Here is a 26012-nt window from a genome sequence, read left to right on the forward strand (position 1 = left end):
GGCCGGTGCGGCCCGGCGGGACGCTCCGGCGTCCTCAGAGGGTGTCGGGGCACAGCTGGTGCTGTGCGGCATTCAGCAGCATGCGGCCCTTGCCGGCATCGTTGGGGTTCAACTGCGCCAGCGTCTGTTCGGGCTTCTCGCCCAGATGCAGCCTGTTGCACGCCATCCACCCGTTGGCCACGACCACACCGTCGGGCATCTGGGCGTCCCCGACCGTCAAACCCGGGAATCCATTGGCCCGCAGTTCGTTGAGGAACCCCTCTTCATCGGCGCTGGCCGTTGGCGCGCCGATCAAGCCCATGGCCAGTCCCGCCGCGATGGTTCCGAACAGAAGCTGTTTGCGCACGTTGTTCCCCTCACTCGCGACGTTTTTGCACCGTTGGGAAGCGTAACGGCGGCCCGGTCGGCGATGTCGGATAACAGCGCGATCTCAGCGCAGCGAACAGCCCCCGAGTGATCGGGGGCCGTCCTGTCCCCCCGCGGGCCGCGGATGTGACGCCGCCGACCCGTCGGGGTGGTCTGGCGAGGTCAGCCGCTGGGCCGCAGGTTGCAGCGGATCGCGGCGTGCCGCTCGGATTCCGACATGCCGCCCCAGATGCCGTAGGGCTCACCGACGGCGAGCGCATGCTGACGACATTGCTCCATCACCGGGCAGTTGCGGCACCACTGTTTGGCGTTCTGCTCCCGCTGCGCCCGGGCGCGGCCGCGTTCTCCGTCGGGCGGGAAGAACACCGACGAGTCCAGCCCCCGGCACGCCCCTCGGAGTTGCCAATCCCACACGTCCGCATTGCGGCCGGGCAGCTGCTCAAGCTGTGGCATGGGAACCCCTCTCAAAACGCTGGTCGGCCGGGTCGGTGGCGGCCGTTGAGGTGTTGGGCGGTACGCGCGTAAAACAGCGCCGGCTGCATCCGGCGCCGTGGGGACCGTAACCAAAGCATCTGAACTAACGCCTACGTAACGGTTAAGAAAGGCTGGCCTAAGACGGTGGACATTCCCTGAGAGTGGTGCTTGTCCGGGCGGACGGCAGGACGGTGACCCGGCCGCGTAACGTCGCGCAACGATGACCGAGGACCCAGATGCGGCGCTGGAGGCTGCCGCGTTCGGCGCGGCACCCGGCCGCTGGCCGCTGCCTGCCGCGACCACGCCACGGCAGCGGTGGCTGCGTGCTGTCGCTGCCGGCGGGCAGGGGCATTACGCCGGCGCAGACGCCGACCTGGCGGTGTTGCTGCGCGAGACACCTACCGGCCCGTTGGCCTCTCTGGCCCACAGCACGCGGGCTTCGTTCCTGCGCCAACTCGGTGGCCACGCGCTCGCCCGCGGCCTCGACGGCCGGGCGCTGGCGCTCGCGGGTGACGACCCGGAGGCCACCGCAGATGCCCTGGTCGGGCTGGCCGCCGACGCCCTGGGAGTCGGGCGCTTCGTGGCCTCCGCGGCACTGCTGGTCCGGGTGGGGCGACTGCCTGAGCCCGTTGCGCCGGCCCGCCTGGCGGTGCGCCGAAACTGGGTGACGGCCGAATTGGCCATGGTCACCGGGGACGGCGCCACCGCGGTGCGGCACGCCGAGCAGGCCCTGGAGCTGGCCGCGGAGGCGCGGGACGGCATGGCTCGCCACCGGGTGAAGAGCCAAGTGGTGCTGGCCGGCGCGCTGTGCTGCGCCGGAAGCCTCGATAGGGCGCGCGCTGTCGCCGACGCCGCCCTGCAGGACACCGGCCGGCTGGGCCTGGTTCCGCTGCGCTGGGCGCTGGCGTGCATGTTGATCGACTTGAGGGACGAAGCAGGTGCGCAGGGGACGGTCGAAGAGTTGCTCGGCCTACGCGACGAGGCCGCTGAGCTGGTGCGTCATCGTGGCGGCAGGTGGCAGGGCGGCTGATCCGTGCTCAGCGGTAGCCGTCGGCCTCCGAGGTCGCCCCGTTGAGCGACGCATCGGCGTAACCGCGGCAATAATCCCAGGTCACATAGGTGTCGGGTTCCGGGTCGTAGGCCGGCTCGTGCGGGCGGACGGTGCCGTCGATGAGCAGCTGCAGCAGGTTGGCGCGCAGCATGTCCCAGTCGTGGTAGTGGTCCTGCTGGCAATCGTCGCAGCACACCACCAGGCCGCGGATTCCCCTGTGCGCCAACAACGCTTCGTAGACCGCCAGGTCGGCGAGGTCGGCTTCGACCGCAGTCCGCTCCTGCGGGTCCAGCGGCTGGCCCGGTTCGACGGCATCCAGCGCAGCCGACGGATCGTGGGGATCGTCGGCGAACGGGTCGGGCGGTAAACCGGGTGGCAGGTGGTCACGCACGCCCATCAGGGTACGCAAACGCCACGACAGAACGCCAGCGGCCGATTCGGCGGCCCGCGCAACCGTCAAGGGTGGTGGGGAACGGAGGCCGCCGCGCCGCGCGTTTAGGATGGGCTTCTCACCCCGGCTGTGTAGTGGAGGCTCCCGATGTCCGTTGGTGACGCCAGCGCCCCGATAACCGACGTGTCCCTGGGCGCCCCGCTGCAGGATCCTGCGCCCACCGGTGGCGACGATCCCGGCAAGATCGCCATGCTGGGGCTGACCTTCGACGACGTCCTGCTGCTTCCTGCGGCCTCCGACGTGGTGCCGGCCGCCGCCGACACCTCCAGTCGGCTGACCCGCAAGATCCGGCTCAAGGTGCCGCTGGTCAGCTCCGCCATGGACACCGTCACCGAGGCCCGGATGGCGATCGCGATGGCCCGCGCCGGCGGGATGGGCGTGCTGCACCGCAACCTGCCGGTCACCGAGCAGGCCGGCCAGGTCGAGACCGTGAAGCGCTCCGAGGCCGGCATGGTCACCGACCCGGTCACCTGCACGCCGGAGAACACCCTGGCCGAGGTGGACGCCCTGTGCGCGCGGTTCCGGATCTCCGGGCTGCCGGTGGTGGACGCCAAGGGCTCGCTCGTCGGGATCATCACCAACCGGGACATGCGCTTCGAAGCCGACTACAACAAGCCGGTCGCCGAGGTGATGACCAAGACGCCGCTGATCACCGCGCAGGAGGGCGTCTCCGCCGATGCCGCGCTGGGACTGCTGCGCCGGCACAAGATTGAAAAGCTGCCGATCGTCGACGGCCACGGCAAGCTGACCGGACTGATCACCGTCAAGGACTTCGTCAAGACCGAGCAGCACCCGCTGGCCACCAAGGACAGCGACGGCCGGTTGCTGGTCGGGGCGGCGGTCGGCGTCGGCAACGACGCGTGGGTGCGGGCGATGACGCTGGCCGACGCCGGGGTCGACGTGCTGATCGTGGACACCGCGCACGCCCACAACCGGGGTGTGCTGGACATGGTCGGCAAGCTCAAGGCCGAAGTGGGGGAGCGGGTCGACGTGGTCGGCGGCAACGTGGCCACCCGCAGCGGGGCCGCCGCGCTGGTCGAGGCCGGCGCCGACGCGGTGAAGGTCGGGGTCGGGCCCGGCTCCATCTGCACCACCCGGGTGGTTGCCGGGGTGGGCGCACCGCAGATCACCGCCATCATGGAAGCCGTGGCGGTGTGTGCGCCGGCCGGGGTGCCGGTGATCGCCGACGGCGGGCTGCAGTACTCCGGTGACATCGCCAAGGCGCTGGCCGCCGGCGCCTCGACGGCCATGCTCGGCTCGCTGTTGGCCGGCACCGCCGAGTCGCCCGGTGAGCTGATCTTCGTCAACGGCAAGCAGTTCAAGAGCTACCGCGGCATGGGCTCGCTCGGCGCCATGCAGGGCCGGGGCGGCGGTAAGTCCTACTCCAAGGACCGCTACTTCCAGGACGACGTGCTCTCCGAGGACAAGCTGGTGCCCGAGGGCATCGAGGGCCGGGTGCCGTTCCGGGGCCCGCTGGGCACCGTCATCCACCAGCTCACCGGCGGGCTGCGGGCGGCGATGGGCTACACCGGTTCGTCGACCATCGAGCAGTTGCAGCAGGCGCAGTTCGTCCGGATCACCGCCGCCGGCCTGAAGGAAAGCCACCCGCACGACATCGCCATGACCGTCGAAGCGCCGAACTACTACGTCCGTTAGCGTCCGTTAAGCGCCGAAACCGACGTTCTGCAGGTCGCTTCTCGCACTTGTGCTGCATAACGTCGGTTTCGCGGAGAGAAAAGGTTGACCCCGCATGCGTGACATGGTTGAGATCGGCATGGGCCGCACCGCCCGTCGCACCTATGAGCTCGACGACATCAACATCGTGCCGTCGCGGCGCACCCGCTCCTCCCAGGACGTGTCGACGGCCTGGCAGCTCGACGCCTACCGGTTCGAGATCCCGGTGTTGGCGCACCCCACCGACGCCCTGGTGTCCCCGGAGTTCGCGATCGAGCTGGGCCGGCTCGGTGGTCTGGGGGTGCTCAACGGTGAGGGGCTGATCGGCCGGCACGCCGACATCGATGCCAAGGTGCTCCAGGTCGTCGAGGTTGCCGCCAAGGAGCCGGAGCCGGAGGCGGCGATCCGGCTGCTGCAGCAACTGCACGCCGCGCCGCTGGACCCCGACCTGCTCGGCGCCGCGGTCGCACGCATCAGCGAGGCCGGGGTGACCACCGCGGTGCGGGTGAGCCCGCAGAACGCCGCGGCGCTGACGCCGGCCCTGGTGGCGGCCGGGGTGGACCTGCTGGTCATTCAGGGCACCATCATCTCCGCCGAGCGGGTGGCCTTGGATCGGGATGGGGCCGGGGAGCCACTCAATTTGAAGACATTCATCTCCGAGCTCGACATCCCGGTGGTGGCCGGTGGGGTGATCGACCACCGCACCGCGCTGCACCTGATGCGCACCGGCGCGGCCGGGGTGATCGTCGGCTACGGCTCCACCGCGGGGGTGACCACCTCCGATGAGGTGCTGGGCATCTCGGTGCCGATGGCCACCGCGATCGCCGACGCCGCCGCCGCCCGCCGCGAATACCTCGACGAGACCGGCGGGCGCTACGTGCATGTGCTGGCCGACGGCGACATCCACACCTCCGGAGATCTGGCCAAGGCGATCGCCTGCGGTGCCGACGCGGTGGTGCTGGGCACGCCGCTGGCGGCGGCGGCCGAGGCGCTGGGCGGCGGCTGGTACTGGCCGTCGGCGGCCGCTCACCCGTCCTTGCCGCGCGGTGCCCTGATGCAGGTCGCCTATGGGGAGCGCCCCGGTTTGGCGCAGGTGCTCGACGGTCCCTCCGATGACCCGTTCGGCTCACTGAACCTGGTCGGCGGGCTGCGCCGGTCGATGGCCAAGGCGGGCTACTGCGACCTCAAGGAATTCCAGAAGGTCGGGCTGACCGTCGGGTCCTGACGCCAGGTAAGGGCGGCCTATCTAGCAGTTACCGGTGAGTACGGTCATACTTGCTGGCTATGGAGCCGGACTACCAACCTGACTATGACGTTCTCATCATCGGCTCGGGTTTCGGTGGCAGCGTCAGCGCGCTGCGACTGACCGAGAAGGGCTATCGGGTAGGTGTTTTGGAGGCGGGTCGCCGGTATGCCGACGCGGACTTCGCCAAGAACTCCTGGCATCTGCGCGAGTTCCTGTGGGCGCCCAAGCTCGGTTGCTACGGCATCCAGCGCATCCACCTGCTCAACAACGTGATGGTGCTGGCCGGCGCAGGGGTGGGTGGCGGCTCGCTGAACTACGCCAACACCCTCTACGTGCCGCCGGAGCCGTTCTTCGCCGACAAGCAGTGGGCACACATCACCGACTGGCGTGCCGAACTCATGCCGCACTACGACCAGGCGCAGCGGATGCTCGGGGTGGTCAAGAACCCGACGTTCACCGACGCCGACCGCATCGTCAAGCAGGTCGCCGACGACATGGGGGTCGGCGACACCTTCGTGCCCACCCCGGTCGGGGTGTTCTTCGGCGAGAACGGCGAAAAAACCCCCGGCAAGACGGTGGCCGACCCGTACTTCGGCGGCGCCGGCCCGCAGCGCACCGGCTGCCTGGAGTGCGGCGAGTGCATGACGGGCTGCCGCTGGGGTGCCAAGAACACCCTGGTGAAGAACTACCTGTATCTGGCGGAGTCGGCCGGCGCCCGGGTGCACCCGATGACCACCGTGACCGCCTTCGAGCAGGGCGGCGACGGGCTGTGGCAGGTGCGTACGGTGCGCACCGGCCTGCGGGCGCGCCGGCACCGTAAGACCTTCACCGCCCGGTATCTGATTCTGGCCGCCGGCACCTACAACACCCAGCGGCTGCTGTTCAAGATGCGGGACAGCGGAAAATTGAGCAAGTTGTCCTCGCAACTGGGCGTGCTGACCCGCACCAACTCCGAATCGATCGTCGGGGCGGCCAGGTTGCGCGTCAAACCGGACCTGGACCTGACCCACGGCGTGGCGATCACCTCCTCGATCCACCCCACCGCCGACACCCACGTCGAACCGGTCCGCTACGGCAAGGGCTCCAACGCGATGGGCTTGCTGCAGACGCTGATGACCGACGGGGCGGGCCCGGCAGGAACCGATGTCCCGCGCTGGCGGCAGTTGTTGGACCAGGCCCGCGAAGACCCCGCACACATCCTGCGGCTGCTGAACCCCAAGCAGTGGAGCGAGCGCACCGTGATCGCGCTGGTCATGCAGCACCTGGACAACTCGATCACCACCTTCACAAAACGCGGCAAACTGGGCATCCGCCGGTACTCCAGCAAGCAGGGGCACGGCGAACCCAACCCGAGCTGGATCCCGGTCGGCAACGAGGTCACCCGTCGCATCGCCGCCAAGATCGACGGGGTGGCCGGCGGCACCTGGGGGGAGCTGTTCAACATCCCGCTCACCGCGCACTTTTTGGGCGGGGCGGCGATCGGGGACAGCCCCGAGCACGGTGTCATCGACGCCTACCAGCGGGTGTACGGCTACCCGACGTTGGCGGTGATGGACGGCGCGGCGGTCTCGGCCAACCTCGGCGTCAACCCGTCGCTGTCGATCACCGCCCAGGCCGAGCGGGCCGCGTCACTGTGGCCGAACAAGGGCGAGGCCGACCAGCGGCCGGCCCAGAACGAGCCCTACCGGCGGCTGGAGCCGATCGCACCGAAGAACCCGGCAGTACCCGACAGCGCCTTCGGTGCGCTGCGCTGGGCCTGAGGCTCTACCGCGCGACCTGATGACGATGGCTCGGCGCGCGGCCGGGCGGCTGCGTCGGTGGCGGCAACAGCTGTTCGCGCCGGCGGGCCGGCACCGTGGTGGGGGATTGGGTTTTCAGTTCGAGTTCCTCACCGGCATGGTGGATCGTCAGCCGGCCGTCGGGGCCGTCGCGCAGGGTGTAGCTGACCTCGTTGTCGGTGGCGCTGACCGTCACCCGGAAACCCCTCCAGCGCAACCCGAATTGAAGACGTGAGATCCCCTCCGGCAGTGCGGGATTCAGGGCCAGCACGCCCGCGTCGTCACGCAGGCCGCCGAACCCGGCCACCAGCGAGAGCCAGGTCCCGCCCATTGCCGCCAGGTGCAGGCCCTCGCGGGTGTTGTCGTGCAGATCGCGCAGATCGACGAACGCCGTTTCGTAGGTGTAGTCATGGGCCAGCTCCAGGTGTCCGACCTCGGCGCACATCACCGCCTGGGTGCAGGCCGACAGCGAGGAGTCTCGCACCGTGCGCCGCTCGTAGTAGTCGACGTTGCGGGCCTTCTGCTCGGGGGTGAACGCGTGGCTGCGCCAATGCATGGCCAGCAGGACATCGGCCTGCTTGACCACCTGGGCCGGGTACAGCCGCACATAGGGTTCGTTGAGCAGCAACGGGTAAGTGTTCCGGGTGTCGAAGTCCCACTCCGCGGCGGAGGTGAAGCCGTCGCACTGCGGATGCACGCCGAGTTCCTCGTCGTAGGGGATGTGGGCCGCGTCGGCGGCATCCCGCCAGCCGGCCATCTCCTCGGTGGTGACCCCGAACTCGTGGGCGGCATCGGGCTGGCGGGCGCAGGCGTCGGCGGCGGTGCGCAGATTGTGGGCGGCCATCAGATTGGTGAACACGTTGTCCCGCACGATCGCGGTGTACTCGTCGGGGCCGGTCACCCCGGACAGGTGCCACACGCCGTGCCGGTCGTGGTGACCCAGCGACCGCCAGAGCCGGGCGGTCTCGATCAGCACCGCAAGCCCGCACTCGGCCTCCAGGGAGCCGTCGCCGGTGACGACGCGGTACTGCTCGAAAGCCGCGGCGATGTCGGCGTTGATGTGCCAGGCGGCCGTGCCCGCCGGCCAGTATCCCGAGCATTCCTGGCCCCGGATCGTCCGCCACGGGAACGCCGCCCCGGCCAGTCCCAGTTCGGTGGCCCGGTTGCGGGCCAGATCCAGTGTCGTCGACCGCCAGCGCAGCGCGTCGGCCGCCGCGTCCGGTGCGGTGTAGGTGAGCACCGGGAGAACGAAACTCTCACTGTCCCAGAAGGTATGGCCGTCGTAGCCGTTGCCGGTGAGCCCTTTGCTCGGGATCGCCCGGCGTTCAGCGCGCGCGCTGGCCTGCAGGAGGTGGAACAGCGCGAACCGGATCGCCTGCTGGCAGTCCGGGTCGCCGTCGACCTCGACGTCCGCGCCGTCCCAGAACTCGTCGAGGTAGGCCCGCTGGGCGTCGCACAGCCCCTGCCAGCCGCTGTAGCGGGCACCGGTCAGTCCCGCGATCGCCTGGTCGCGCAACGCGGGCCGGGACCGCTCACTGGACCAGCCATAGGCCAGGTACTTGACGATCCGCAGCTTCTGCCCCGGACGCAGCCCGCACACCACGGTGGTCCCCGCCACGTCGGGTATCGCCATGGTGCTGACCTGAACCCGTCCGGGCACTTCGATCTCGTGGTTCATACCGGCGGCCATCATCAGGTCGCTGGCCCGGGTCCGGTGCACCAGCACCGCGCCCCGTTCGTTGTACTCCTGCTCGACCGCCTCCAACGGGTTCTCCAAGATCGCCGCGACCCGCGGGTCGCCGGAGGTCGGCGGATGATCCTCGTTGGCGACCAGTTCGGATTGCACTGTCACCCGGACGAATTCGTCGACCGCTTCGACGATGTATTCGATGGCGGCGACGTTGCGCTGGGCCAGCGACACCAGTCGGGTCGAGTGCACCTTGACCTGTTTGCCGGCCGGGGAGTGCCAGTGCACGCGGCGGGTCAGGGTGCCCGCCCGCAGGTCGAGGATGCGCTCGTGGTCGATCAGCTCGCCGTAGCGGACGTCGAACGGCTCGTCGTCGACCATCAGCCGGATGATCTTGCCGTTGGTCACGTTGACGATGGTCTGCCCGGCCTGCGGATAGCCGTACCCGGCTTCGGCGTAGGGCAGCGGCCGGACCTCGTAGAACGAGTTCAGGTAGGTGCCGGGCAGGCTGTACGGCTCGCCCTCGTCGAGGTTGCCGCGCAAGCCGATGTGCCCGTTGGACAGCGCGAACAGGGCTTCGCTCTGCCCGAGCAGATCCAGGTCGAGTCGGGTCTCGCGGAGCTGCCACGGTTCGATCGGAAAATAGTCCGCGGGGATCATCGGCCTGCCTTCACAAAAGTTCCTCCAGATCGGTGACGACGACGTCGGCGCCGTGGGCCAGCAGGTCTTCGGCCTGACCTACCCGATCGACGCCCACCACAAAACCGAACCCGCCGGCCCGCCCGGCCGCCACCCCCGACAGCGCGTCCTCGAACACCGCGGCCGCGGCGGGGGCGACACCGAGCAGCTGCGCCGCCCGCAGGAACGAGTCCGGGGCGGGCTTGCCCGCGATGTGTTCGGTGCGCAGGGTCACGCCGTCGACGCGCTGGCCGATGAACTTCTCCAGGCCGGTGATCGCCAGCACCTCGCCGGCGTTGGCGCTGGCCGACACCACCGCGGTGGCCAGGCCCGCCGCGGTGACCGCCGCCAGATAGCGCCGCGACCCCTCGAACACGTCCACCCCGTCGGTCTGCAGCGTCGCGTGGAACGCCGCGTTCTTGCGGTTGCCCAGGCCGTACACGGTTTGGGCGTCGGGCGGGTCGTCGTCGGCGCCGTCGGGCAGCACGATGTCGCGGCTGGCCAGAAAGGTGCGCACCCCGTCGTCGCGTTTCCGGCCGTCGACGAAGCGCAGGTAGTCATCCACCGGGTCGAACGGCACGAACGCCTCGCCGGTCTGCGCTGCCCGCTGGGCCAGATAGGCGTCGAACATGGCCTGCCAGGCCCGGGTATGCACGCTGGCGGTGTCGGTGAGCACGCCGTCGAGGTCGAACAGGCAGGCGCGCACCGTTTCGGGTAGGCCCAGCACCATGGACGGCCCCCTTCCGGCTCTCAGCTGGTGTCCACTTCACCATGACCACCGTCGGATCGGCCGCGTTTTGCCGCCACTAAGCTCTGTGCCGTGTCATCACCATCGTCTCGTCCCGTGTTGGTCATCGACTTCGGCGCGCAGTACGCCCAATTGATCGCCCGCCGGGTCCGGGAGGCGCGGGTGTTCTCCGAGGTCGTCCCGCACACCGCCACCGTGCAGGAGATCGCCGCGCGCAACCCGCGGGCGATCGTGCTGTCCGGCGGGCCGGCCAGCGTCTACGCCGAGGGCGCCCCCCGGCTCGATCCGGCGCTGTTCGACCTCGGCGTTCCGGTATTCGGCATCTGCTACGGCTTCCAGGCCATGGCGGCCGCACTCGGCGGCACCGTCGCGCGCACCGGAACCAGTGAGTACGGCCGCACCGAGCTGAAAGTTACTGGCGGTGAACTCCATTCGGGGCTTCCGACTTCCCAGCCGGTGTGGATGAGCCACGGCGACGCGGTGACCGACGCGCCGGACGGGTTCGCGGTGGTGGCCGCCACCGCGGGTGCCCCGGTGGCCGCGTTCGAGAACCGGGCCCGCCGGCTGGCCGGGGTGCAGTACCACCCGGAGGTGCTCCACACCCCGTACGGGCAGCGGGTGCTCAGCCGGTTCCTGCACGAGTTCGCCGGCATCGACGCGGTCTGGACGCCGGCCAACATCGCCGACGCGCTGATCGGCCAGGTGCGCGAGCAGATCGGTGACGGGCACGCCATCTGCGGACTGTCCGGCGGGGTGGATTCCGCGGTGGCCGCGGCGCTGGTGCAGCGTGCCATCGGGGATCGGCTGACGTGTGTGTTCGTCGACCACGGGCTGTTGCGTGCCGGGGAGCGCGAGCAGGTTCAGACCGACTTCGTCGCCGCCACCGGCGCGAAGCTGGTCACGGTGGACGCCGCCGATGTGTTCCTCGACGCGCTGGCGGGGGTGTCCGATCCCGAGGGCAAGCGAAAGATCATCGGGCGGCAGTTCATTCGCGCCTTCGAGGGTGCGGTGCGTGATCTGGTCGGTGATGAGCAGATCGATTTTCTAGTGCAGGGCACGCTGTATCCGGACGTGGTGGAATCCGGCGGCGGTGCCGGGACCGCGAACATCAAGAGCCACCACAACGTCGGCGGACTGCCCGATGATCTGAAGTTCACCCTCGTCGAGCCGCTGCGGCTACTGTTCAAAGACGAGGTGCGCGCGGTCGGGCGTGAATTGGGGCTGCCGGAGGAGATCGTTGCGCGCCAACCCTTCCCGGGCCCGGGATTGGGAATCCGGATCGTCGGCGAGGTCACTTCGGAGCGGCTGGACACGCTGCGCCTGGCCGATGCGATAGCCCGCGAGGAGTTGACCGCCGCCAGCCTGGACCACCAGATCTGGCAGTGTCCGGTGGTGCTGTTGGCCGACATCCGCTCGGTCGGGGTGCAGGGCGACGGCCGCACTTACGGGCATCCGATCGTGCTGCGGCCGGTCTCCAGTGAGGACGCCATGACCGCCGACTGGACCCGGGTGCCCTACGAGGTGCTGGAGCGCATCTCCACCCGGATCACCAACGAGGTGCCCGAGGTCAACCGCGTCGTGCTGGACGTCACCAGCAAACCGCCCGGCACCATCGAGTGGGAGTAGACACACCCGTCGCTTAGCGCGCTGTGGACACATCCGCCTCAGGTGCCACAGGCACAAGTCGATGTCGCTGTTGACCACCTTTGAGCGACAGCCGGGGCCCTTCCCGGCGCCTTCAGGCGCGGTGCAGATGTGACTTGCGGGGCTCTTGATGCGCCGCCGGACGGCCCGGCTTGACGGTTGTCGGTGGGGAAGTGTTCACTCGGATCAATCGAACATAGTTTCGAGTCGATGCGAGTTTTCCGGAGGCGATCATGACGGCGGCTACGAGCTTGGGTCAACGTCATAACGACCGTGCTGACCAGCTGAAACAGCTGCGCCGGCAGATGGCGGCGGTGACCGGGAAAGTGGGCGCCGGCCGGCGGGCACCCGCCGCCGTTCCAGCCTCCGAGAACGTGCTGCCGGTTCCGCCGCTGCTGGCCGGGGTGCTGCCCGCGGGGTTGCCACGGGGCACGGTGGCGGTGGCCTCGGGGGCCCGCTCATTGGTGCTGAGCATGGTGGCCACCGTGACGGCGGCCGGCGGTAACGCGGCCATCGTCGGCCAGCCCGACACCGGGCTGCTGGCCGCGACGGAGATGGGCGCCGACCTGAGCCGGCTCGCGGTGATCCCCGACCCCGGCAACGATCCGGTGGAGGTGGCCACGGTGCTGATGGACGGCATGGATCTGGTGGTGCTCGGCCTGGGCGGGCGCCGCGTGCCGCCGGCGCGCACCCGGGTGGTGCTGGCCCGCGCCCGCCACCGCGGCTGCGCCCTGCTGATCTGCGGCGGTGACTGGCAGGGCGCGGCCCTGCGGCTGGACGCCCGGGTGAGCGGCTACGAGGTGACAAGCGGCGAGGTGACGAGCGGCGAGGTGACAAGCGGCGAGCCGACGGGCGGTGCGGCGCTGCCCGGGTTCGGGCGGATCGGCGCGGTGCGCCTGGAGGTGCGGGCGGCCGGCGGCGCGGCCGGGCGAACCAGGGTCGGGTAGCGGGTCTTCTCATGGCCGACTCCCGAGTGCTGGCACTGTGGTGCATGGACTGGCCCGCGGTCGCCGCGGCGGTCGCGGCGGGCCTGCCGGCCACCGCGCCGGTCGCGGTCACCCTGGCCAACCGGGTGATCGCCTGCTCGGCGGGCGCCCGCGCGGCGGGGGTGCGCCGTGGGCTGCGGCGCCGGGAAGCCGCGGCCCGCTGCCCAGCACTGCACGTGGTGGCCGCCGACACCGACCGAGACGCCCGGTTGTTCGAGCCGGTCCTGGTCGCGGTCGACGAACTGGTGCCGGCCGCCGAGGTGTTGCGGCCCGGCCTGCTGGTGGTGTCGGTGCGCGGCGCGGTGCGAGCCTTCGGCTCCGAGGGGCAAGCCGCCGAACGCCTCGTCGACGCGGTGGCCGCGGCCGATGTCGAATGCCAGGTCGGGATCGCCGACGGGCTCTCCGCCGCGGTGCTCGCCGCCCGCGCCGGTGCTGTGGTGCCGCCCGGAGCCGACGCCCGGTTCCTGTCGGCACTGTCGATCCGGCAACTGGCCGCCGAGCCCAGCCTCTCCGGACCCGGGCGTGACGGCCTGGTCGACCTGTTGTGGCGGTTGGGGATTCGCACCATCGGCCAGTTCGCCGCGCTACCACGACCGGATGTGACATCGCGGTTCGGTCTCGACGCGCTCACTGCACACCGGCTCGCCCGCGGCGAGCCGGAACGCGGGCCGTCCGGGCGGGAGCCGACCCCGGACCTCGATGCGGTGCTGCACTGCGATCCGCCGATCGACCGGGTCGACGCCGCGGCGTTCGCCGGCCGCTCGCTGGCAGGCGAGCTGCACCGCACCCTGATGGCCGCCGGCGTCGGCTGCACCCGGCTGGCCATTCACGCCGTCACCGCCACCGGGGAAGAGCTGACCCGGGTGTGGCGGTGCGCCGAGCCGTTGACCGAGGACGCCACCGCCGACCGGGTGCGCTGGCAGCTGGACGGCTGGCTGACCAGCCGCGTGGCCCGGGATCGGCCCACCGGTCCGGTGACACTGCTGCGGCTGCAGCCGGTGGAGGTGCTCTCGGCCACCGAGGCGCTGCAGCTGCCGCTCTGGGGCGGCCTCGGCGAGGAGGACCGGCTGCGTGCCCGCCGGGCGCTGGTGCGGGTGCAGGGCCTGCTCGGCCCGGAGGCGGTGCGGGTGCCGGTGCTGTCCGGTGGCCGCGGCCCGGCCGAGCGCATCACCTTGACCCCGCTGGGGGATGAGCCGGTGCCGCTGGCCGACCCGCGCCAGCCGTGGCCCGGTCGGCTCCCCGAACCGTCGCCGGCGGTGCTGCTCGACGATCCGGTGGAACTGCTTGACGCCGAACGTAATCCGATCCGGGTGACCGGCCGGGGACTGTTCTCCGCCGATCCGGTGTGGCTGGTCGCCCGGGGCCGCGACGACCGGCTGCGCTGGTGGGCCGGGCCCTGGCCGGTCGACGAGCGGTGGTGGGACCCGCAGCGGGAAGGGCCGGGATCAGGACGCACCGCGCGGGTCCAGGCACTGCTGGACGATTCGCCGGATAGCGGTGCACCCGGCGCGGCACTGTTGCTGTGCTACCGGCTGCGGCGCTGGTACCTGGAGGGCAGCTATGAATGACCCGGCGCTCAGCCCAGCCGGCGGGCCAACGTGGCGACCCGCTGCGCGAACCGGTCGAAGAACGCCGCCGGGTCGACGCCGACACCGATCAGCGCATTCGGTACCGCGGCGTCCCAGTCGGCAACCGTGCACCCGCGCGCCGCCCCGGGCGTGAGTTCGACCCGTACCGCGGCCGGCCGCGTCGTCACCAGCTCGGGCTCCAGCGCGATCGCCGCGGCCAGCGGATCGTGCAGGTATGCCAGGTAGCCGTGGCCACGGGCATCATGCGCCTCGAAGTAGAACCGCAGCGCGTCGTCGAGCAACCGGGTCACCGGGTTGTCCGCCGCCGCTGCAAGCCCCGCCAGGATCGCCGGGGTGACCGCGATATGACGGGTCAAATCCAGCCCGCACACGATCGGGAGTCGTTGCGGCGCAACAGCCGACCAGGCGTCGAGCACCTCGGCGGCAGCCTCGGGATCGACCCCGATGTTGAACTCGGCCCGGCCGGCCCGCTCGCCGGAGAACGCGCCGCCCATGATCACCAGCCGGCGCAGCAGCGTGGGCAGCGCGGGTTCGGTGCGCAACGCCAGCGCCAGGTTGGTCAGCGGGCCGGTGGCCAACCCGATCAGCTGCCCCGGGTGTGCCCGCGCGGCGGCGACCCACGCCGCGGCGGCGTCATGCTCGGTGAGCCGGCCGCTGCCGGGCGGCAGCTCGGCATAGCCGAGTCCCTGCGGCCCGTGGATGCTCTCCGCGGTGTGGACCGGTCCGTTCAGCGGTGCCTCGGCGCCTTTGGACACCGGGATGCCGGGCATCCCGGCCCATTCCAGCAGGGCCAGGTTGTTACGGCAGGCCTGTTGCACCGCAACGTTTCCGCCGGTCGAGGCGAGACCCACCAGCCGCGCCTGCGGGTCGGCCAGCAGATACACCAGTGCGACTGCGTCGTCGACGCCGGTGTCGACGTCGGCGAAGACGGGCAGTGTCACGACCGTGCGATCACCAGTACAGGCCCGGCACCAGTCGGACCGCCCGCTTGACCGTGCGGGGCGCCCGTACCCGCATCTTGGCGATCGCCCGGGCCGGCCGCTTCGGCCTGCGTGCGGACTGCCGATCCGGTTGTGCCGCAACAGCGGGTGTTACGCCGCGGGCGGCGGCCGAGTCCGGGTAACCCAAGTAGAGCTGGTGCAGCAGCCGGCGCGCCAGCCCCGGGAAGACATAGTTGCCGGTCTCGGCGAGTGTCCCCAACGGGGTGTCGATCCGGTCCGGCTTCTCGACCAGGCCGCGCACCACCATGGCCGCCGCGTGTTCGGCGCTGATCGCCCCCATCGGGACCAGTTTCCCTGTCGGCACGATCATCGGGGTGGCCACCAACGGCATGTGGATGGTGGTGAACGTGATGTGGTCTGAGAGCGTCTCGGTCGACACCACATCGGTGAACGCGTCCAGCGCGGCCTTGGTGGGCACATACGCGCTGTAGCGGGGACTGTGCGCCAGCACCCCTTCGCTGGAGACGTTGACGACGTGACCGAATCGGCGTTCCCGCCAGTGCGGCAGCAGCGCCAGCACCATCCGGACCGCACCGAAGTAGTTGACCGCCATGGTGCGCTCGTAGTCGTGCAGCCGGTCGGTGGAGCTGCCCACCGAGCGCCGGATCGACCGGCCGGCGTTGTTCACCAGGTAGTCGACGTGCCCGAACCGGCCCAGAATGTCCTTGACGGTGTGCTCCACCGATGCCGAGTCGGTGATGTCGCAGGTGAACGCGTGGGCCGCTCCGCCCGCGGCGCGGATCTCGGCCACCAGTTCGTCGAGTGCCGCACCGCTGCGGGCCAGCGCGAAGACCGTGCCGCCGCGCTCGGCGACCGCAATCGCCGAGGCCCGGCCGATGCCGCTGGACGCCCCGGTGATGACGACGTGCCGACCTACCAACGGTCCGGCCGGATCGTCGCGGCGGGCCCGGTCGGGATCCAGGTGTGCCGCCCAATACCGCCACAGCCGCGGCGCGTAGTCGGCGAAATCAGGAAGCGCGACGCCCGTGCCCTGCAGCGCCTCGCGGGTGACATCGGCGACGAACGTCGGCCGCAGGTTCACCAGGTCGAGCACCTCGCCGGGAAGGCCCAGCTGGGTGGCCAGCATGTTGCGCCACACCCGCGCCCGCCCGCCGACGTTGAGCACCGGGGCCGCCACCGCGCCGGGTAGCTTGGCCCGCAGCGGCGGCAGTCCGGCCTCCCGTGCGACGGCCCGGTAGATCTCCGGCAGCCCAATCGATTTCGGCGCCGTCAGGTGGAAGGTACGCCCGTCCCAGGAGGAGGGGGATGGGCCGTCGGCGTGCATCAGCTCGACGAGCGCATCGACCACGTAGTCGACCGGGACGACGTTGGTGCGCCCGGTGTCGGGCACCGCCATCGGGGTGATTCTGGGCAGCATCGCCAGCTTGGCCAGCAGCGGGAAGAAGTAGTACGGGCCGTCGACCTTGTCCATCTCGCCGGTGCGCGAATCGCCCACCACCACCGCCGGGCGATACACCCGGTAGCGCAGCCCCGGCGCCGAGCGCACCAGCGCCTCGGCCTCGAACTTGGTCTGGTGATACGGGGTCGGCAGCGCCTGGCCGATGTCGAAGTCGGCCTCGGTGAACTCACCGGCATAGTCGCCGGCCACCGCGATCGACGACACGTGCGACAGAGTGGCGTCGAGCCGTTTCGCCAGCTCGATCACCGCGCGAGTGCCCTCGACGTTGGCCGCCTGCTGCTCGGCCGCGCCGGCGGTGATGTCGTAGATCGCCGCGCAGTGCAGCACGTGATCGATGTCGCCGAGCTCGGCGATCACCGTGTCGGTCAACCCGAGGTTCTCGGCAGTCAGGTCGCCGACCAGCGGTTTGACCCGCTCGCCCCATGCTTGACCGTTGTGAGAGGCCAGGGCCTCGAAACGGCCCAGCGACGCACGGCGCACCAGCACCCACACCTGCGCGTCGGGCTGTTTCTCCACCAGGCGGGTCACTGCCCGCCGCCCAATAAACCCGGTACCGCCGGTAACGACATAACGCATGCGGTCATGGTGGTCCGTCGAGGCGGCCACGTCAACCGCGGATTTCAGACCTCCGGACGCCCCAAGTCAGAAGGCGCGGATGCCGTCCCAATCCACCAGCTTCCATCCGGTGGCCGGGCTGCCCTTGATCACCACCCGGCCGATGTTGGGCAGCGGGTGGTCGGTCATCAGATCGTCACGCGGATTCCGGACGTTCATCAAGGTCCACGTCATGATCGACGCCGCATGCGAGAACGCCACCGGATTGGCGTCTCCGCTGTCGTAGATCTGCTGCACTGCGGCGCTGAACTCGTCGTTGAACTGGTTGCCGTCGATCGAGCCGGGTATGGCTGCGGTCCGTTGACCGTGAATCCAGGCCTGCGGGGCGAGCAGATACGGCGCGTTGACCACCGAATTCTGCTTGTCGGCGAACCAGCCCGCGTTGATTTCCCGCAGGCCGGGCAGGATCTGCACCTGACGGCCGAGCTCGCGCGCCAGCGGGGCGGCGGTCTGCTGGGCGCGCGCCATCGAGGAGGCGTAGACGCCGTCGTAGTGGTTGCGCGAGAGCTGATCCGAGATCTCCTGAGCCTCGGTCCGGCCCTTGTCGGTCAGCCCCGGACCGGGCACCGAGGTGTCGATGATCCCGGCCGCGTTGCTCTCGGATTCCGCGTGCCGGACCAATGTCAGGGTGATGGTGCGGGTGTGCGGTGTACTCGAACAACCGCCGAGCGTCAGTGCCACCGCAAGCGCGGCCGCCAACATTGCGAACACCGTGCCGGTGCGGTTCCAGATACGCTTCCCCATGGCGACAGCCTGCCGTGTTGACGGCGCCGACGGGGCCGGTTCTGCTGAAATGGTGAGGCGAATCCGCTTCCGCAATCCCCGTAAGGAGAAACCATGGCACTGGATCCGACAGCCGTCGGCGTGACCACCGATCCGGTGTTGGTCGAATGGACCGATCGCGACACCATGCTCTACGCGCTCGGCGTCGGTGCGGGAACAGCGGACCTGGCTTTCACCACCGAGAACAGTCACGACATTGCCCAGCAGGTGCTGCCCACCTATGCCGTCATCTGCTGCTTGGGCTTCGCGGCCGCCGGCAAGATCGGCACCTTCAACCCGGCGTTGCTGCTGCACGGCTCCCAAGAGGTGCGGCTGTTCGCACCGCTGCCCGCAGCCGGAAGCCTGCAGGTGGTCGCCGAGGTCGCCGACATCCAGGACAAGGGGGAGGGCAAGAACGCCGTCGTGATGCTGCGGGCCCGCGGCACCGACCCCAAGACCTCCGAGCCGATCGCCGAGACGCTGACCACCGTGGTGATCCGCAAGGCCGGTGGCTTCGGCGGGGCGCCGGGGCAGCGGCCGGTGGCCCCGCAGATACCGGACTCCGAACCGGATGCGCGGGTGGCCTATCCGACCCGCGAGGACCAGGCGCTGCTCTATCGGCTCTCCGGCGACCGCAACCCGTTGCACAGCGACCCGTGGTTCGCCACCACGCTGGCCGGTTTCCCCAAGCCGATCCTGCACGGGTTGTGCACCTACGGCTTCGCCGGCCGTGCGCTGGTCGCCGAACTCGGCGGCGGCGACGCCGGCCGGGTCAGCGCGATCGCGGCGCGGTTCACCGACCCGGTGTTCCCGGGGGAGACGCTGACCACCTCGATCTGGCGGACCGAGCCGGGCAGGGCGGTGTTCCGCACCGAGGCCGCCGGTCCCGACGGCGCCGCCCCGCGGGTGGTGCTCGACGACGGGGCGGCCCAGTACCGGGGCCAGACGAACGGCTGAGCTTACGGGCGCGGGGGCCGCAGCACTTTCATCGCGACCCGCATCACCGGATCGGGGATACGGTCTTGCATCGCCAGCGCAGCGCCGGCGGCGCGGGTACGAACCGGGGTCCCACGGCCGAACATCCGGTTCAGTGGGCCGCCGGACGGCTCGATCTCGACATGCAGCGGCGGAGCGCCTTCGGATGCGCCCAGCGCCTGCGAGATCACGATCCGCTGTATCTCGCTGGTTCCCTCGAAGATGGTGTACAACTTGGCGTCTCGATACCACTTCTCCACCGGGTGATCGGTGATGTAACCCCAGCCGCCGAGGGTCTGAACGGCGCGCTCGGTGGCCCGTACCGCGGCCTCGCTGGCGGCCAGCTTCGACATCGACCCCTCGCCGTGGCCGAACGCGATCCCGTTGGCCGCCATCCACGACGCCCGCCAGGTCAGCAGCCGCGCAGCGTCGATCTGGGTGGCCAGCTCGGCCAGCGGAAAGGCGATGCCCTGATGGTCGATGATCGGTCCGCCGAAGGCAACACGCCGGGTGGCATAGCCGGTGGCGTACTCCAGTGCGGCTCGGGCAATGCCGATGGCCTGTGCGGCAACCATCGGCCGGGTCTGCTCGAAAGTACCCAGCGTCGCCGATCTGGACGGCTTCCCGCCCGCAGCGGCTTCGCGTGCTCGCGCGAGTTTGCGGGCGAGTTTGTCCTGCCCGCCCAGCAGATTGGTCTGCGGGACCCGCACACGATCGAAACGCAGCTCGGCGGTGTGCGAGGCGCGGCAGCCCAGTTTGTCGAGTTTGCGCACCAACTCCAGGCCTGGGGTGCCGCCGGGCACGATGAACAACGCCTGGCCGCGGTGGCCCAGCTCTTCGTCGACGACGGCGTTGACCACGTGCACGTCGGCGATGCCGCCGTTGCCGATCCACATCTTGCGCCCGTCGATCACCCAGTCGCCGCCGTCGCGGTGGGCCGTGGTGCGCAGATTCCGGACATCGCTGCCGCCTTCGGGCTCGGAGATCGCCAGGGCGGCGAGTTTGAGGTCACCGGGCGTTCCGAAGCATTCCGGCGCCCACTGCAGCATCTGTTCGGGGGAGGCGGCCTGACCGATCGCCGAGAGCGCCAGCGCCGGCATCACGATCGCCAACCCGATTCCGGCGCAACCCCAGAACAGCTCTTCCATGAACATCGGCATCGACAGACCCGTCGAGTCCCCGATCAGATCCCGGTAGAACAACGGGCTGTAGAAGCCCTGCTGGGCGGCTTCCTCCAAGACCGGCCACGGGAATTCTTGGCGCTGGTCGTAGTCGAGTGCGACCGGACGGATGACGGTCTCGGCGAATTGGTGGGTACGGCGTGCCAAGTCGTGTTGTGCCGCCGTCGGCCTGAGGTCGAAGGTCATGGACGGGAGTTGCCCGTTCGGCGGTCGGCCAAACGTCCCGTCGCCCGGCCGTTACCCCCCGCCGCCGAGCCGGCCGGCCAGTCGCGCGGTGAACTCGGCCACCCGGGCGGGGCTGTCCAATGCGAACCGGGCGGCGGTGGCGCGGTCACCGTCGTCGCTGTGCTGCACGATGATTCCGGCGCCCGCCAGATCGGCCACCGCGTCGAACGCGTCCTCGTCGGTGATGTCGTCGCCGAGGTAGAGCGGCGTCACCGGACCAGCGCCCAGCCGGTCCAGAATCCAGTGCAGTGTGCGGCCCTTGTCCCAGTCGATCTCCGGGCGCAGTTCGATCACCTCGCGGCCGGTCGTCACCCGCAGCCGCAACTGCCGCCCGGCGTCGCGTACCGCCGCCGTCGCTTCACCGACCCGGTCCCGGGCCGCGTTACGGTAGTGCACCGCGACGGCGAATCGCTTGTGTTCCACCGCGATTCCCGGTATCGGCCCGAGCTGATCGCGCAGCGAGGCGGCCGCGCCGGCCAGCACCGGCACCGCGTCGGCGGCGGCGTCGTTCTGGTGGTGGGTACCGTCGGGTCCGGTCAACTCGAAGCCGTGACTGCCCGCATACCAGATCCCGCCCAGACCGACCCTCGTCCGCACGTCGGCCAGATCCCGGCCGGACAGCACCGCGACCGGACAGCGGGCGGCCAACGCGGCCAACGCATCTACCGCGCCGGCGACCGGCCGGGCCGCTTCGGGGTCGTCGACGATGTCCGACAGGGTGCCGTCGAAGTCGAAGAACACCGCCGGGTGGGTGAGCCCGCTCAGCTCCGGGGCGGTCATCGCGTCGGCCAGCGTCGACATCGGTTTGTCGCCGGTACGCACCTCGATCTTGCTCGGGTCGGCCACCATGGCGTCGCCACCGTCATGTCCCAACCCGATCACCAGGGCGAATCCCATACTGCGAGCAGTGTTTACGTCCGCTTCGGAGTCGGTGATCACCACGCACCGGCCCGGCCGGACTCGCAGCCGGGCAGCCGCGGACATCAGCTCGGCGCTCGAGGCCACCGGCAGAGACCGCACCCCGGCCTGCTGCAGCCGCTCGGTCAACTCCACCGTGTCGGCATCAAGACACCACAGCACCGCGTCGTGACGCCGCGGGTCGATCGTGATGGGCAACTTCGGGTCCGCCTTCCTGCGCTGAACGCCTGGGTAGTCACCACGGTGTCACACCGCTTAGCGTGGAGGGGTGAACCCTGCAATCCTGGTCGCTGTCGACGGATCGCCCTCGTCGAACGCCGCGGTCGGTTGGGCGGCCCGCGACGCCGCCCTGCATAACCTGCCGCTCACCCTGGTCCACGTGCTGGCCCCGCCGGTGGTGATGACGTTCCCCGAGACGCCGATGCCGCCGGGCTACACCGAGTGGCAGCAGGAACAGGGCGAACGCCATCTGCGGGAAGCCGTCAAAATCGCCGAGACCCAGGATGCGGAGCTGCGTGTCGACGCGCAGATCGTGGTCGGTTCGACGGTTCCGATGCTGGTGGACATGAGCCGCGACGCCGCCCGGCTGGTGGTCGGGTCCCGCGGCCACGGGCTGCTGCGCCGCAGCTTGCTCGGCTCGGTCAGCTCGTCACTGGTCCGGCACGCGCACTGCCCGGTGGCAGTCATCCACGAAGCCCACCCGGAAGGCCGGCCGCGCCCCGACACCGCACCGGTGGTGGTCGGCATCGACGGTTCCCCGGTGTCGGAGGCCGCCACGTCGGTGGCGTTCGAGGAGGCGTCGCTGCGCGGGGTGGAGTTGGTGGCCGTCTACGCCTGGCACGACACCGGAATGCTGGATTTCCCCGGCATCGACATGGCCGCGATGGCCTCCGATGGCGAATTGGCCCTGGCCGAGCGGCTGGCAGGCTGGCACGAGCGCTACCCGGACGTCACGGTGCGCCGGGTGGTGGTCTGTGACCGGCCGGCAGACCAACTCGTCGAGCAGTCGCAGCAGGCTCAGCTGGTGGTGGTGGGCAGCCACGGCCGCGGCGGGTTCACCGGCATGCTGCTGGGCTCGGTCAGCATGGCGGTGGTGCAGTCGGCGTATGCGCCGGTGCTCGTCGTCCGCCCGCAGAAGTGACCGCCGCGATCAGACGCTGCTGGACACCGGGACCGGCGCAGTAGCCTGCTGCGCCACCGGACTCGGCCGCGACCACACCCGTTGCGGCCACCAGAACCAGCGGCCCAGCAGCGCGGCGATCGACGGCGTCATGAACGAGCGGATCACCAGGGTGTCGATCATCAGACCCAGCCCGATGGTGGAGCCCACCTGACCGATCACCTTCAGGTCGGAGACAATCATCGACATCATCGTGAACGCGAACACCAGGCCCGCCGAGGTGACGACGGAGCCACTGCCGCCCATGGCGCGGATGATGCCGGTCTTGATTCCGCCGGGGAGTTCTTCCTTCATCCGGGAGACCAATAGCAGGTTGTAGTCCGATCCGACGGCCAACAGGATGATCACGCTCATCGCCAGCACCATCCAGTGCAGGTGCAGCCCGATGATGTGCTGCCAGATCAGCACCGAGATCCCGAACGAGGTGCCCAGCGACAGCAGCACCGTGCCGACGATCACCGCCGAGGCCACCACGGCCCGGGTGATGAGCAACATGATGATGAAGATCAGGCACAGTGAGGCGATCCCGGCAATGATCAGGTCGTAAGCCGACCCGTCCTTCATGTCCTTGAACATGGCCGCGGTGCCGCCGAGATAGACCTTGGAGCCCTCCAGCGGGGTGCCCTTGATCGCCTCGTGCACGGCGTGCTTGATCGGCGCGATGTGGCTGATGCCCTCGATCGACATCGGGTCGCCCTCGTGGCTGATGATGAACCGGATCGCGTGCCCGTCGGGGGACAGGAACATCTTCATGCCGCGCTTGAAGTCGGGGTTGTCGAACGCCTCCGGCGGCAGGTAGAACGAGTCGTCGTTCTTCGACTCGTCGAACGCCTTGCCCATGGCGTTCTGGCCGTCCATCATCTCTTCCATCTGCAGCTGCAGGCCCTCCATGGTGGACTGCATCTTCAGCTGGGTGGTCCGCATGTTCTCCATGGTCTCGATCATCGGCGGCATGATCTCGAGCATCTTGGGCATCAGCCGGTCGAGGTTGTCGATGTCGGGCAGGACTAATTCGAAGTCCTCGGTCATCGCGTCGATGCCGTCCATCAGGTCGAAGATCGACCGGATCGAATGACAGATCGGGATGTCGAAGCAGTGCGGCTCCCAGTAGAAGTAGCTGCGCATCGGGCGCCACATGTCGTCGAAGTCGGCCATCTCGTCGCGCATCTTCTGGATGTCGCCGAGCATGACGTGCATCTTGGTGGCCATGCTGTGGGTGGTCGCGGACATGTCGCGGGTGACTTCGAGCATTGCTTTCATGCTGTCGACGGAGACCCGCATGTCCTCGCCCATTTTCAGCATGCTCTTCATGCTGTCGAGCTGGTACTTCATGTTCAGCTGCTGGGTGGTGCCCTGCATGCTCATGATGAACGGGATCGTGGTGTGCTCGATCGGAGTGCCCAGCGGCCGGGTGATGGTCTGCACCCGGCCGATGCCCGGCACCTCGAACACCCGCTTGGCGATTCGGTTGATGATCAGGAAGTCGGCCGGGTTGCGCATGTCGTGGTCGGACTCGATCATCAACAGCTCCGGGTTCATCCGGGCCTGGGAGAAGTGCCGGTCGGCGGCCGCGAAGCCGACGTTGGCGGGGATGTCGGCCGGCAGGAACTGCCGGTCGTTGTAGCTGGGCTGGTAACCGGGGAGGGTGAGCAGCCCGACCAGGCAGACCGCCGTGGTGGCCACCAGCACCGCCCCGGGCCAGCGCACGATCAGCGCGCCGAGCCGCCGCCAGCTGCGGATCCGCATCGCCCGCTTGGGCTCCAGCATCCCGAAACGGCTGGCCACCGTCACCACTGCGGCCCCGAAGGTCAGGGCCGCGAAGGTCACCACCAGCATGCCGATCGACAGCGGGATGCCCAGCGAGCGGAAGTAGGGCAGCCGGGTGAAGTGCAGGCAGAAGGTCGCCCCGGAGATGGTCAGCCCCGAACCCAGGATCACGTGCGCGGTGCCGTGATACATGGTGTAGAAGGCCGACTCCTTGTCCTCGCCGAGGGATCGGGCCTCCTGATATCGGCCGAGCAGGAAGATCGCATAGTCCGTCGAGGCGGCAATCGCCAGCGTCACCAGCAGGTTCACCGCGAACGTCGACAGGCCGATGATGTCGTAGAAGCCGAGCACGGCCACCATGCCGCGGGCGGCGCTCAACTCGAACACCACCATGCCCAGCACCAGCAGCACCGTGCCGATGGATCGGTAGATGCTCAGCAGCATCGTGATGATCACCACGAACGTCAGCGCGGTGATGATCTTCAGGCTTCTGTCGCCGGCGATGTGCTGGTCGGCGTTGAGGGCGGACCCGCCGGTGACGTAGGCGTGCACCCCTTCGGGCGCCGGGGTGTTGGCGATGATCTGCTGGACGGCCTCGACCGATTCGTTGGCCAGGGTCTCGCCCATGTTGCCGGCCAGATACACCTGAACGTAGGCGGCTTTGCCGTCCGGGCTCTGCGAGCCCGCCGCGGTCAGCGGGTCACTCCAGAAGTCCTGGATATGCTCGATGTGGGTGTGGTCGGCCTCCATCTTGGTGACCAGTTCGTCGTAATACTTGTGCGCATCGTCGCCGAGTGGCTGGTCGCCTTCGAGCACCACCATCCCCGAGCTGTCCGACTTGAACTCGTCGAACACCTTGCCGATGCGCTTCATCGCGACCATCGACGGAGCGTCCGCGGGGGCCATCGACACCGCGCGCATCTTCCCGACTTCGTCGAGCTGCGGCACGATGACGTTCACCACCACTGTGAGCCCCAGCCAGACCAGGATGATCGGCACCGCCAGCCGGCGGATCCACGCCGGGATGCCGCCGCGGTGCGGCGGCTTTACGGCCGGCATCGTGTCGGTCGGGGCGTCAGGCGCGGGGTCACTGATGTGTTTGCTCATGCGGATTTCACAATGCAGAAGGTCTGGGCGCTCACGGGGCCGTTGGCGATTCGTTCCTCTTTGACCACGCCGTCGATGGTGACCCGGCAGCCGATGGTGGTGCCGTCACCCTGCGCGACGATGTTGGGGCTCACCGCAGGGTTGGTGGTCGACAGGGTCAGCGACCACGGCAGGCTGGCACCGTCGACGCGCTGCGGCGTGGCGTCCAAGTCCAGATAGTTGATGTCGGCGTAGGTCCCGTCCGGGCTGAAGATGTCGTAGACCACGACCTTGGGGTGAAACGGCTTGGTGTCCTCGAACGGAACGGTCCCGTTGCCGCTGTCGTCGGCGCCGAAATAGCCGCGAACCCGCTGCACCGTGAAACCCCCCACCAAGAGAACCATCACGATGAGCAACGGCAACCAGGCGCGTCTGAGAACGCCGAACATGAAAGCAGTGGCCCCTTCGCATCGTGCCGGAATCTGACACAGATTAGTGCATCAAAGTTCT

The 26012-nt window shown here is 69.5% G+C and carries 21 protein-coding genes; 9 read left to right on the top strand and 12 right to left on the bottom strand.

What is annotated here, in order from left to right; all coding sequences use genetic code 11:
- Positions 1-34 precede the first annotated feature (34 nt).
- On the bottom strand, positions 35-346 hold the full coding sequence (locus ACZYY4_RS02625) for a DUF732 domain-containing protein (protein WP_463807852.1): 312 nt from the start codon (positions 344-346) through the stop codon (positions 35-37).
- 182 nt (positions 347-528) lie between these two features.
- The gene (locus ACZYY4_RS02630; protein WP_463807853.1) at positions 529-819 is read right to left on the bottom strand and encodes a WhiB family transcriptional regulator; all 291 of its coding nucleotides are present in this window, start codon (positions 817-819) and stop codon (positions 529-531) included.
- Between the two features lie 241 nt (positions 820-1060).
- Here ACZYY4_RS02630 and ACZYY4_RS02635 point away from each other — a divergent pair, with 241 nt between their 5' ends.
- Positions 1061-1870, top strand: a complete 810-nt coding sequence (locus ACZYY4_RS02635) for a hypothetical protein (RefSeq protein ID WP_463807854.1) — start codon at positions 1061-1063, stop codon at positions 1868-1870.
- A 7-nt stretch (positions 1871-1877) separates the two neighbouring features.
- Here the strand turns inward: ACZYY4_RS02635 and ACZYY4_RS02640 are convergent, their stop codons facing one another.
- The gene (locus tag ACZYY4_RS02640) at positions 1878-2282 is read right to left on the bottom strand and encodes a DUF5319 domain-containing protein (RefSeq protein ID WP_463807855.1); all 405 of its coding nucleotides are present in this window, start codon (positions 2280-2282) and stop codon (positions 1878-1880) included.
- A gap of 147 nt (positions 2283-2429) precedes the next feature.
- Between ACZYY4_RS02640 and guaB the strand changes: the two genes are divergently transcribed.
- From guaB to ACZYY4_RS02655, 3 genes are all read left to right on the top strand, one after another.
- On the top strand, positions 2430-3998 hold the full coding sequence (guaB, locus tag ACZYY4_RS02645) for an IMP dehydrogenase (protein ID WP_463807856.1): 1569 nt from the start codon (positions 2430-2432) through the stop codon (positions 3996-3998).
- A gap of 103 nt (positions 3999-4101) precedes the next feature.
- Positions 4102-5241 (top strand): GuaB3 family IMP dehydrogenase-related protein, encoded by a 1140-nt coding sequence (locus ACZYY4_RS02650; protein WP_463807968.1) that lies wholly within the window; start codon positions 4102-4104, stop codon positions 5239-5241.
- Positions 5242-5300: 59 nt separating this feature from the next.
- Entirely contained in the window at positions 5301-7022 is a 1722-nt protein-coding gene (locus ACZYY4_RS02655) for a GMC oxidoreductase (protein WP_463807857.1), read from the top strand.
- Between the two features lie 4 nt (positions 7023-7026).
- Here ACZYY4_RS02655 and ACZYY4_RS02660 read toward each other — a convergent pair whose 3' ends face one another.
- Positions 7027-9387, bottom strand: a complete 2361-nt coding sequence (locus ACZYY4_RS02660; RefSeq protein ID WP_463807858.1) for a glycoside hydrolase family 65 protein — start codon at positions 9385-9387, stop codon at positions 7027-7029.
- 10 nt (positions 9388-9397) lie between these two features.
- Positions 9398-10135 (bottom strand): beta-phosphoglucomutase family hydrolase, encoded by a 738-nt coding sequence (locus tag ACZYY4_RS02665; protein ID WP_463807859.1) that lies wholly within the window; start codon positions 10133-10135, stop codon positions 9398-9400.
- Positions 10136-10225: 90 nt separating this feature from the next.
- On the opposite strand from ACZYY4_RS02665, the gene guaA reads away from it, so the two are divergent.
- From guaA to ACZYY4_RS02680, 3 genes are all read left to right on the top strand, one after another.
- Positions 10226-11779 (top strand): glutamine-hydrolyzing GMP synthase, encoded by a 1554-nt coding sequence (gene guaA, locus ACZYY4_RS02670; protein ID WP_463807860.1) that lies wholly within the window; start codon positions 10226-10228, stop codon positions 11777-11779.
- Between the two features lie 251 nt (positions 11780-12030).
- A complete protein-coding gene (locus tag ACZYY4_RS02675; RefSeq protein WP_463807861.1) occupies positions 12031-12744 on the top strand; it encodes a hypothetical protein in 714 nt (237 codons plus the stop codon).
- Positions 12745-12755: 11 nt separating this feature from the next.
- Positions 12756-14351 carry a DNA polymerase Y family protein gene (locus tag ACZYY4_RS02680; RefSeq protein ID WP_463807862.1) on the top strand — a complete coding sequence of 532 codons (1596 nt, stop codon included), beginning with the start codon at positions 12756-12758 and terminating at the stop codon, positions 14349-14351.
- An 8-nt stretch (positions 14352-14359) separates the two neighbouring features.
- On the opposite strand, the gene ACZYY4_RS02685 is transcribed toward ACZYY4_RS02680, so the two are convergent.
- The 3 genes from ACZYY4_RS02685 to ACZYY4_RS02695 all read right to left on the bottom strand — a co-directional run bounded on the left by ACZYY4_RS02685 (position 14360) and on the right by ACZYY4_RS02695 (position 18152).
- Positions 14360-15313: a nucleoside hydrolase gene (locus tag ACZYY4_RS02685; protein WP_463807863.1), complete on the bottom strand. Its 954-nt coding sequence runs from the start codon at positions 15311-15313 to the stop codon at positions 14360-14362.
- 10 nt (positions 15314-15323) lie between these two features.
- A complete protein-coding gene (locus ACZYY4_RS02690) occupies positions 15324-17369 on the bottom strand; it encodes an SDR family oxidoreductase (protein WP_463807864.1) in 2046 nt (681 codons plus the stop codon).
- A 66-nt stretch (positions 17370-17435) separates the two neighbouring features.
- Entirely contained in the window at positions 17436-18152 is a 717-nt protein-coding gene (locus ACZYY4_RS02695; protein ID WP_463807865.1) for a histidine phosphatase family protein, read from the bottom strand.
- A gap of 93 nt (positions 18153-18245) precedes the next feature.
- On the opposite strand from ACZYY4_RS02695, the gene ACZYY4_RS02700 reads away from it, so the two are divergent.
- Positions 18246-19127, top strand: a complete 882-nt coding sequence (locus tag ACZYY4_RS02700; RefSeq protein ID WP_463807866.1) for a MaoC/PaaZ C-terminal domain-containing protein — start codon at positions 18246-18248, stop codon at positions 19125-19127.
- A gap of 2 nt (positions 19128-19129) precedes the next feature.
- Here the strand turns inward: ACZYY4_RS02700 and ACZYY4_RS02705 are convergent, their stop codons facing one another.
- Both ACZYY4_RS02705 and otsB read right to left on the bottom strand, forming a co-directional pair.
- Positions 19130-20512, bottom strand: a complete 1383-nt coding sequence (locus tag ACZYY4_RS02705) for an acyl-CoA dehydrogenase family protein (RefSeq protein ID WP_463807867.1) — start codon at positions 20510-20512, stop codon at positions 19130-19132.
- Between the two features lie 51 nt (positions 20513-20563).
- Entirely contained in the window at positions 20564-21667 is a 1104-nt protein-coding gene (otsB, locus tag ACZYY4_RS02710) for a trehalose-phosphatase (RefSeq protein WP_463807868.1), read from the bottom strand.
- A 70-nt stretch (positions 21668-21737) separates the two neighbouring features.
- On the opposite strand from otsB, the gene ACZYY4_RS02715 reads away from it, so the two are divergent.
- Complete coding sequence (locus ACZYY4_RS02715; RefSeq protein ID WP_463807870.1) at positions 21738-22610, top strand: universal stress protein; 873 nt, start codon at positions 21738-21740, stop codon at positions 22608-22610.
- Between the two features lie 9 nt (positions 22611-22619).
- Here ACZYY4_RS02715 and ACZYY4_RS02720 read toward each other — a convergent pair whose 3' ends face one another.
- Complete coding sequence (locus tag ACZYY4_RS02720; protein ID WP_463807871.1) at positions 22620-25523, bottom strand: MMPL/RND family transporter; 2904 nt, start codon at positions 25521-25523, stop codon at positions 22620-22622.
- Entirely contained in the window at positions 25520-25951 is a 432-nt protein-coding gene (locus ACZYY4_RS02725; protein WP_463807872.1) for an MmpS family transport accessory protein, read from the bottom strand. Before ACZYY4_RS02725 ends, ACZYY4_RS02720 begins: the two co-directional genes overlap by 4 nt.
- Positions 25952-26012 lie beyond the last annotated feature (61 nt).

The sequence above is a fragment of the Mycobacterium sp. IDUB_21 genome, from assembly GCF_055419425.1.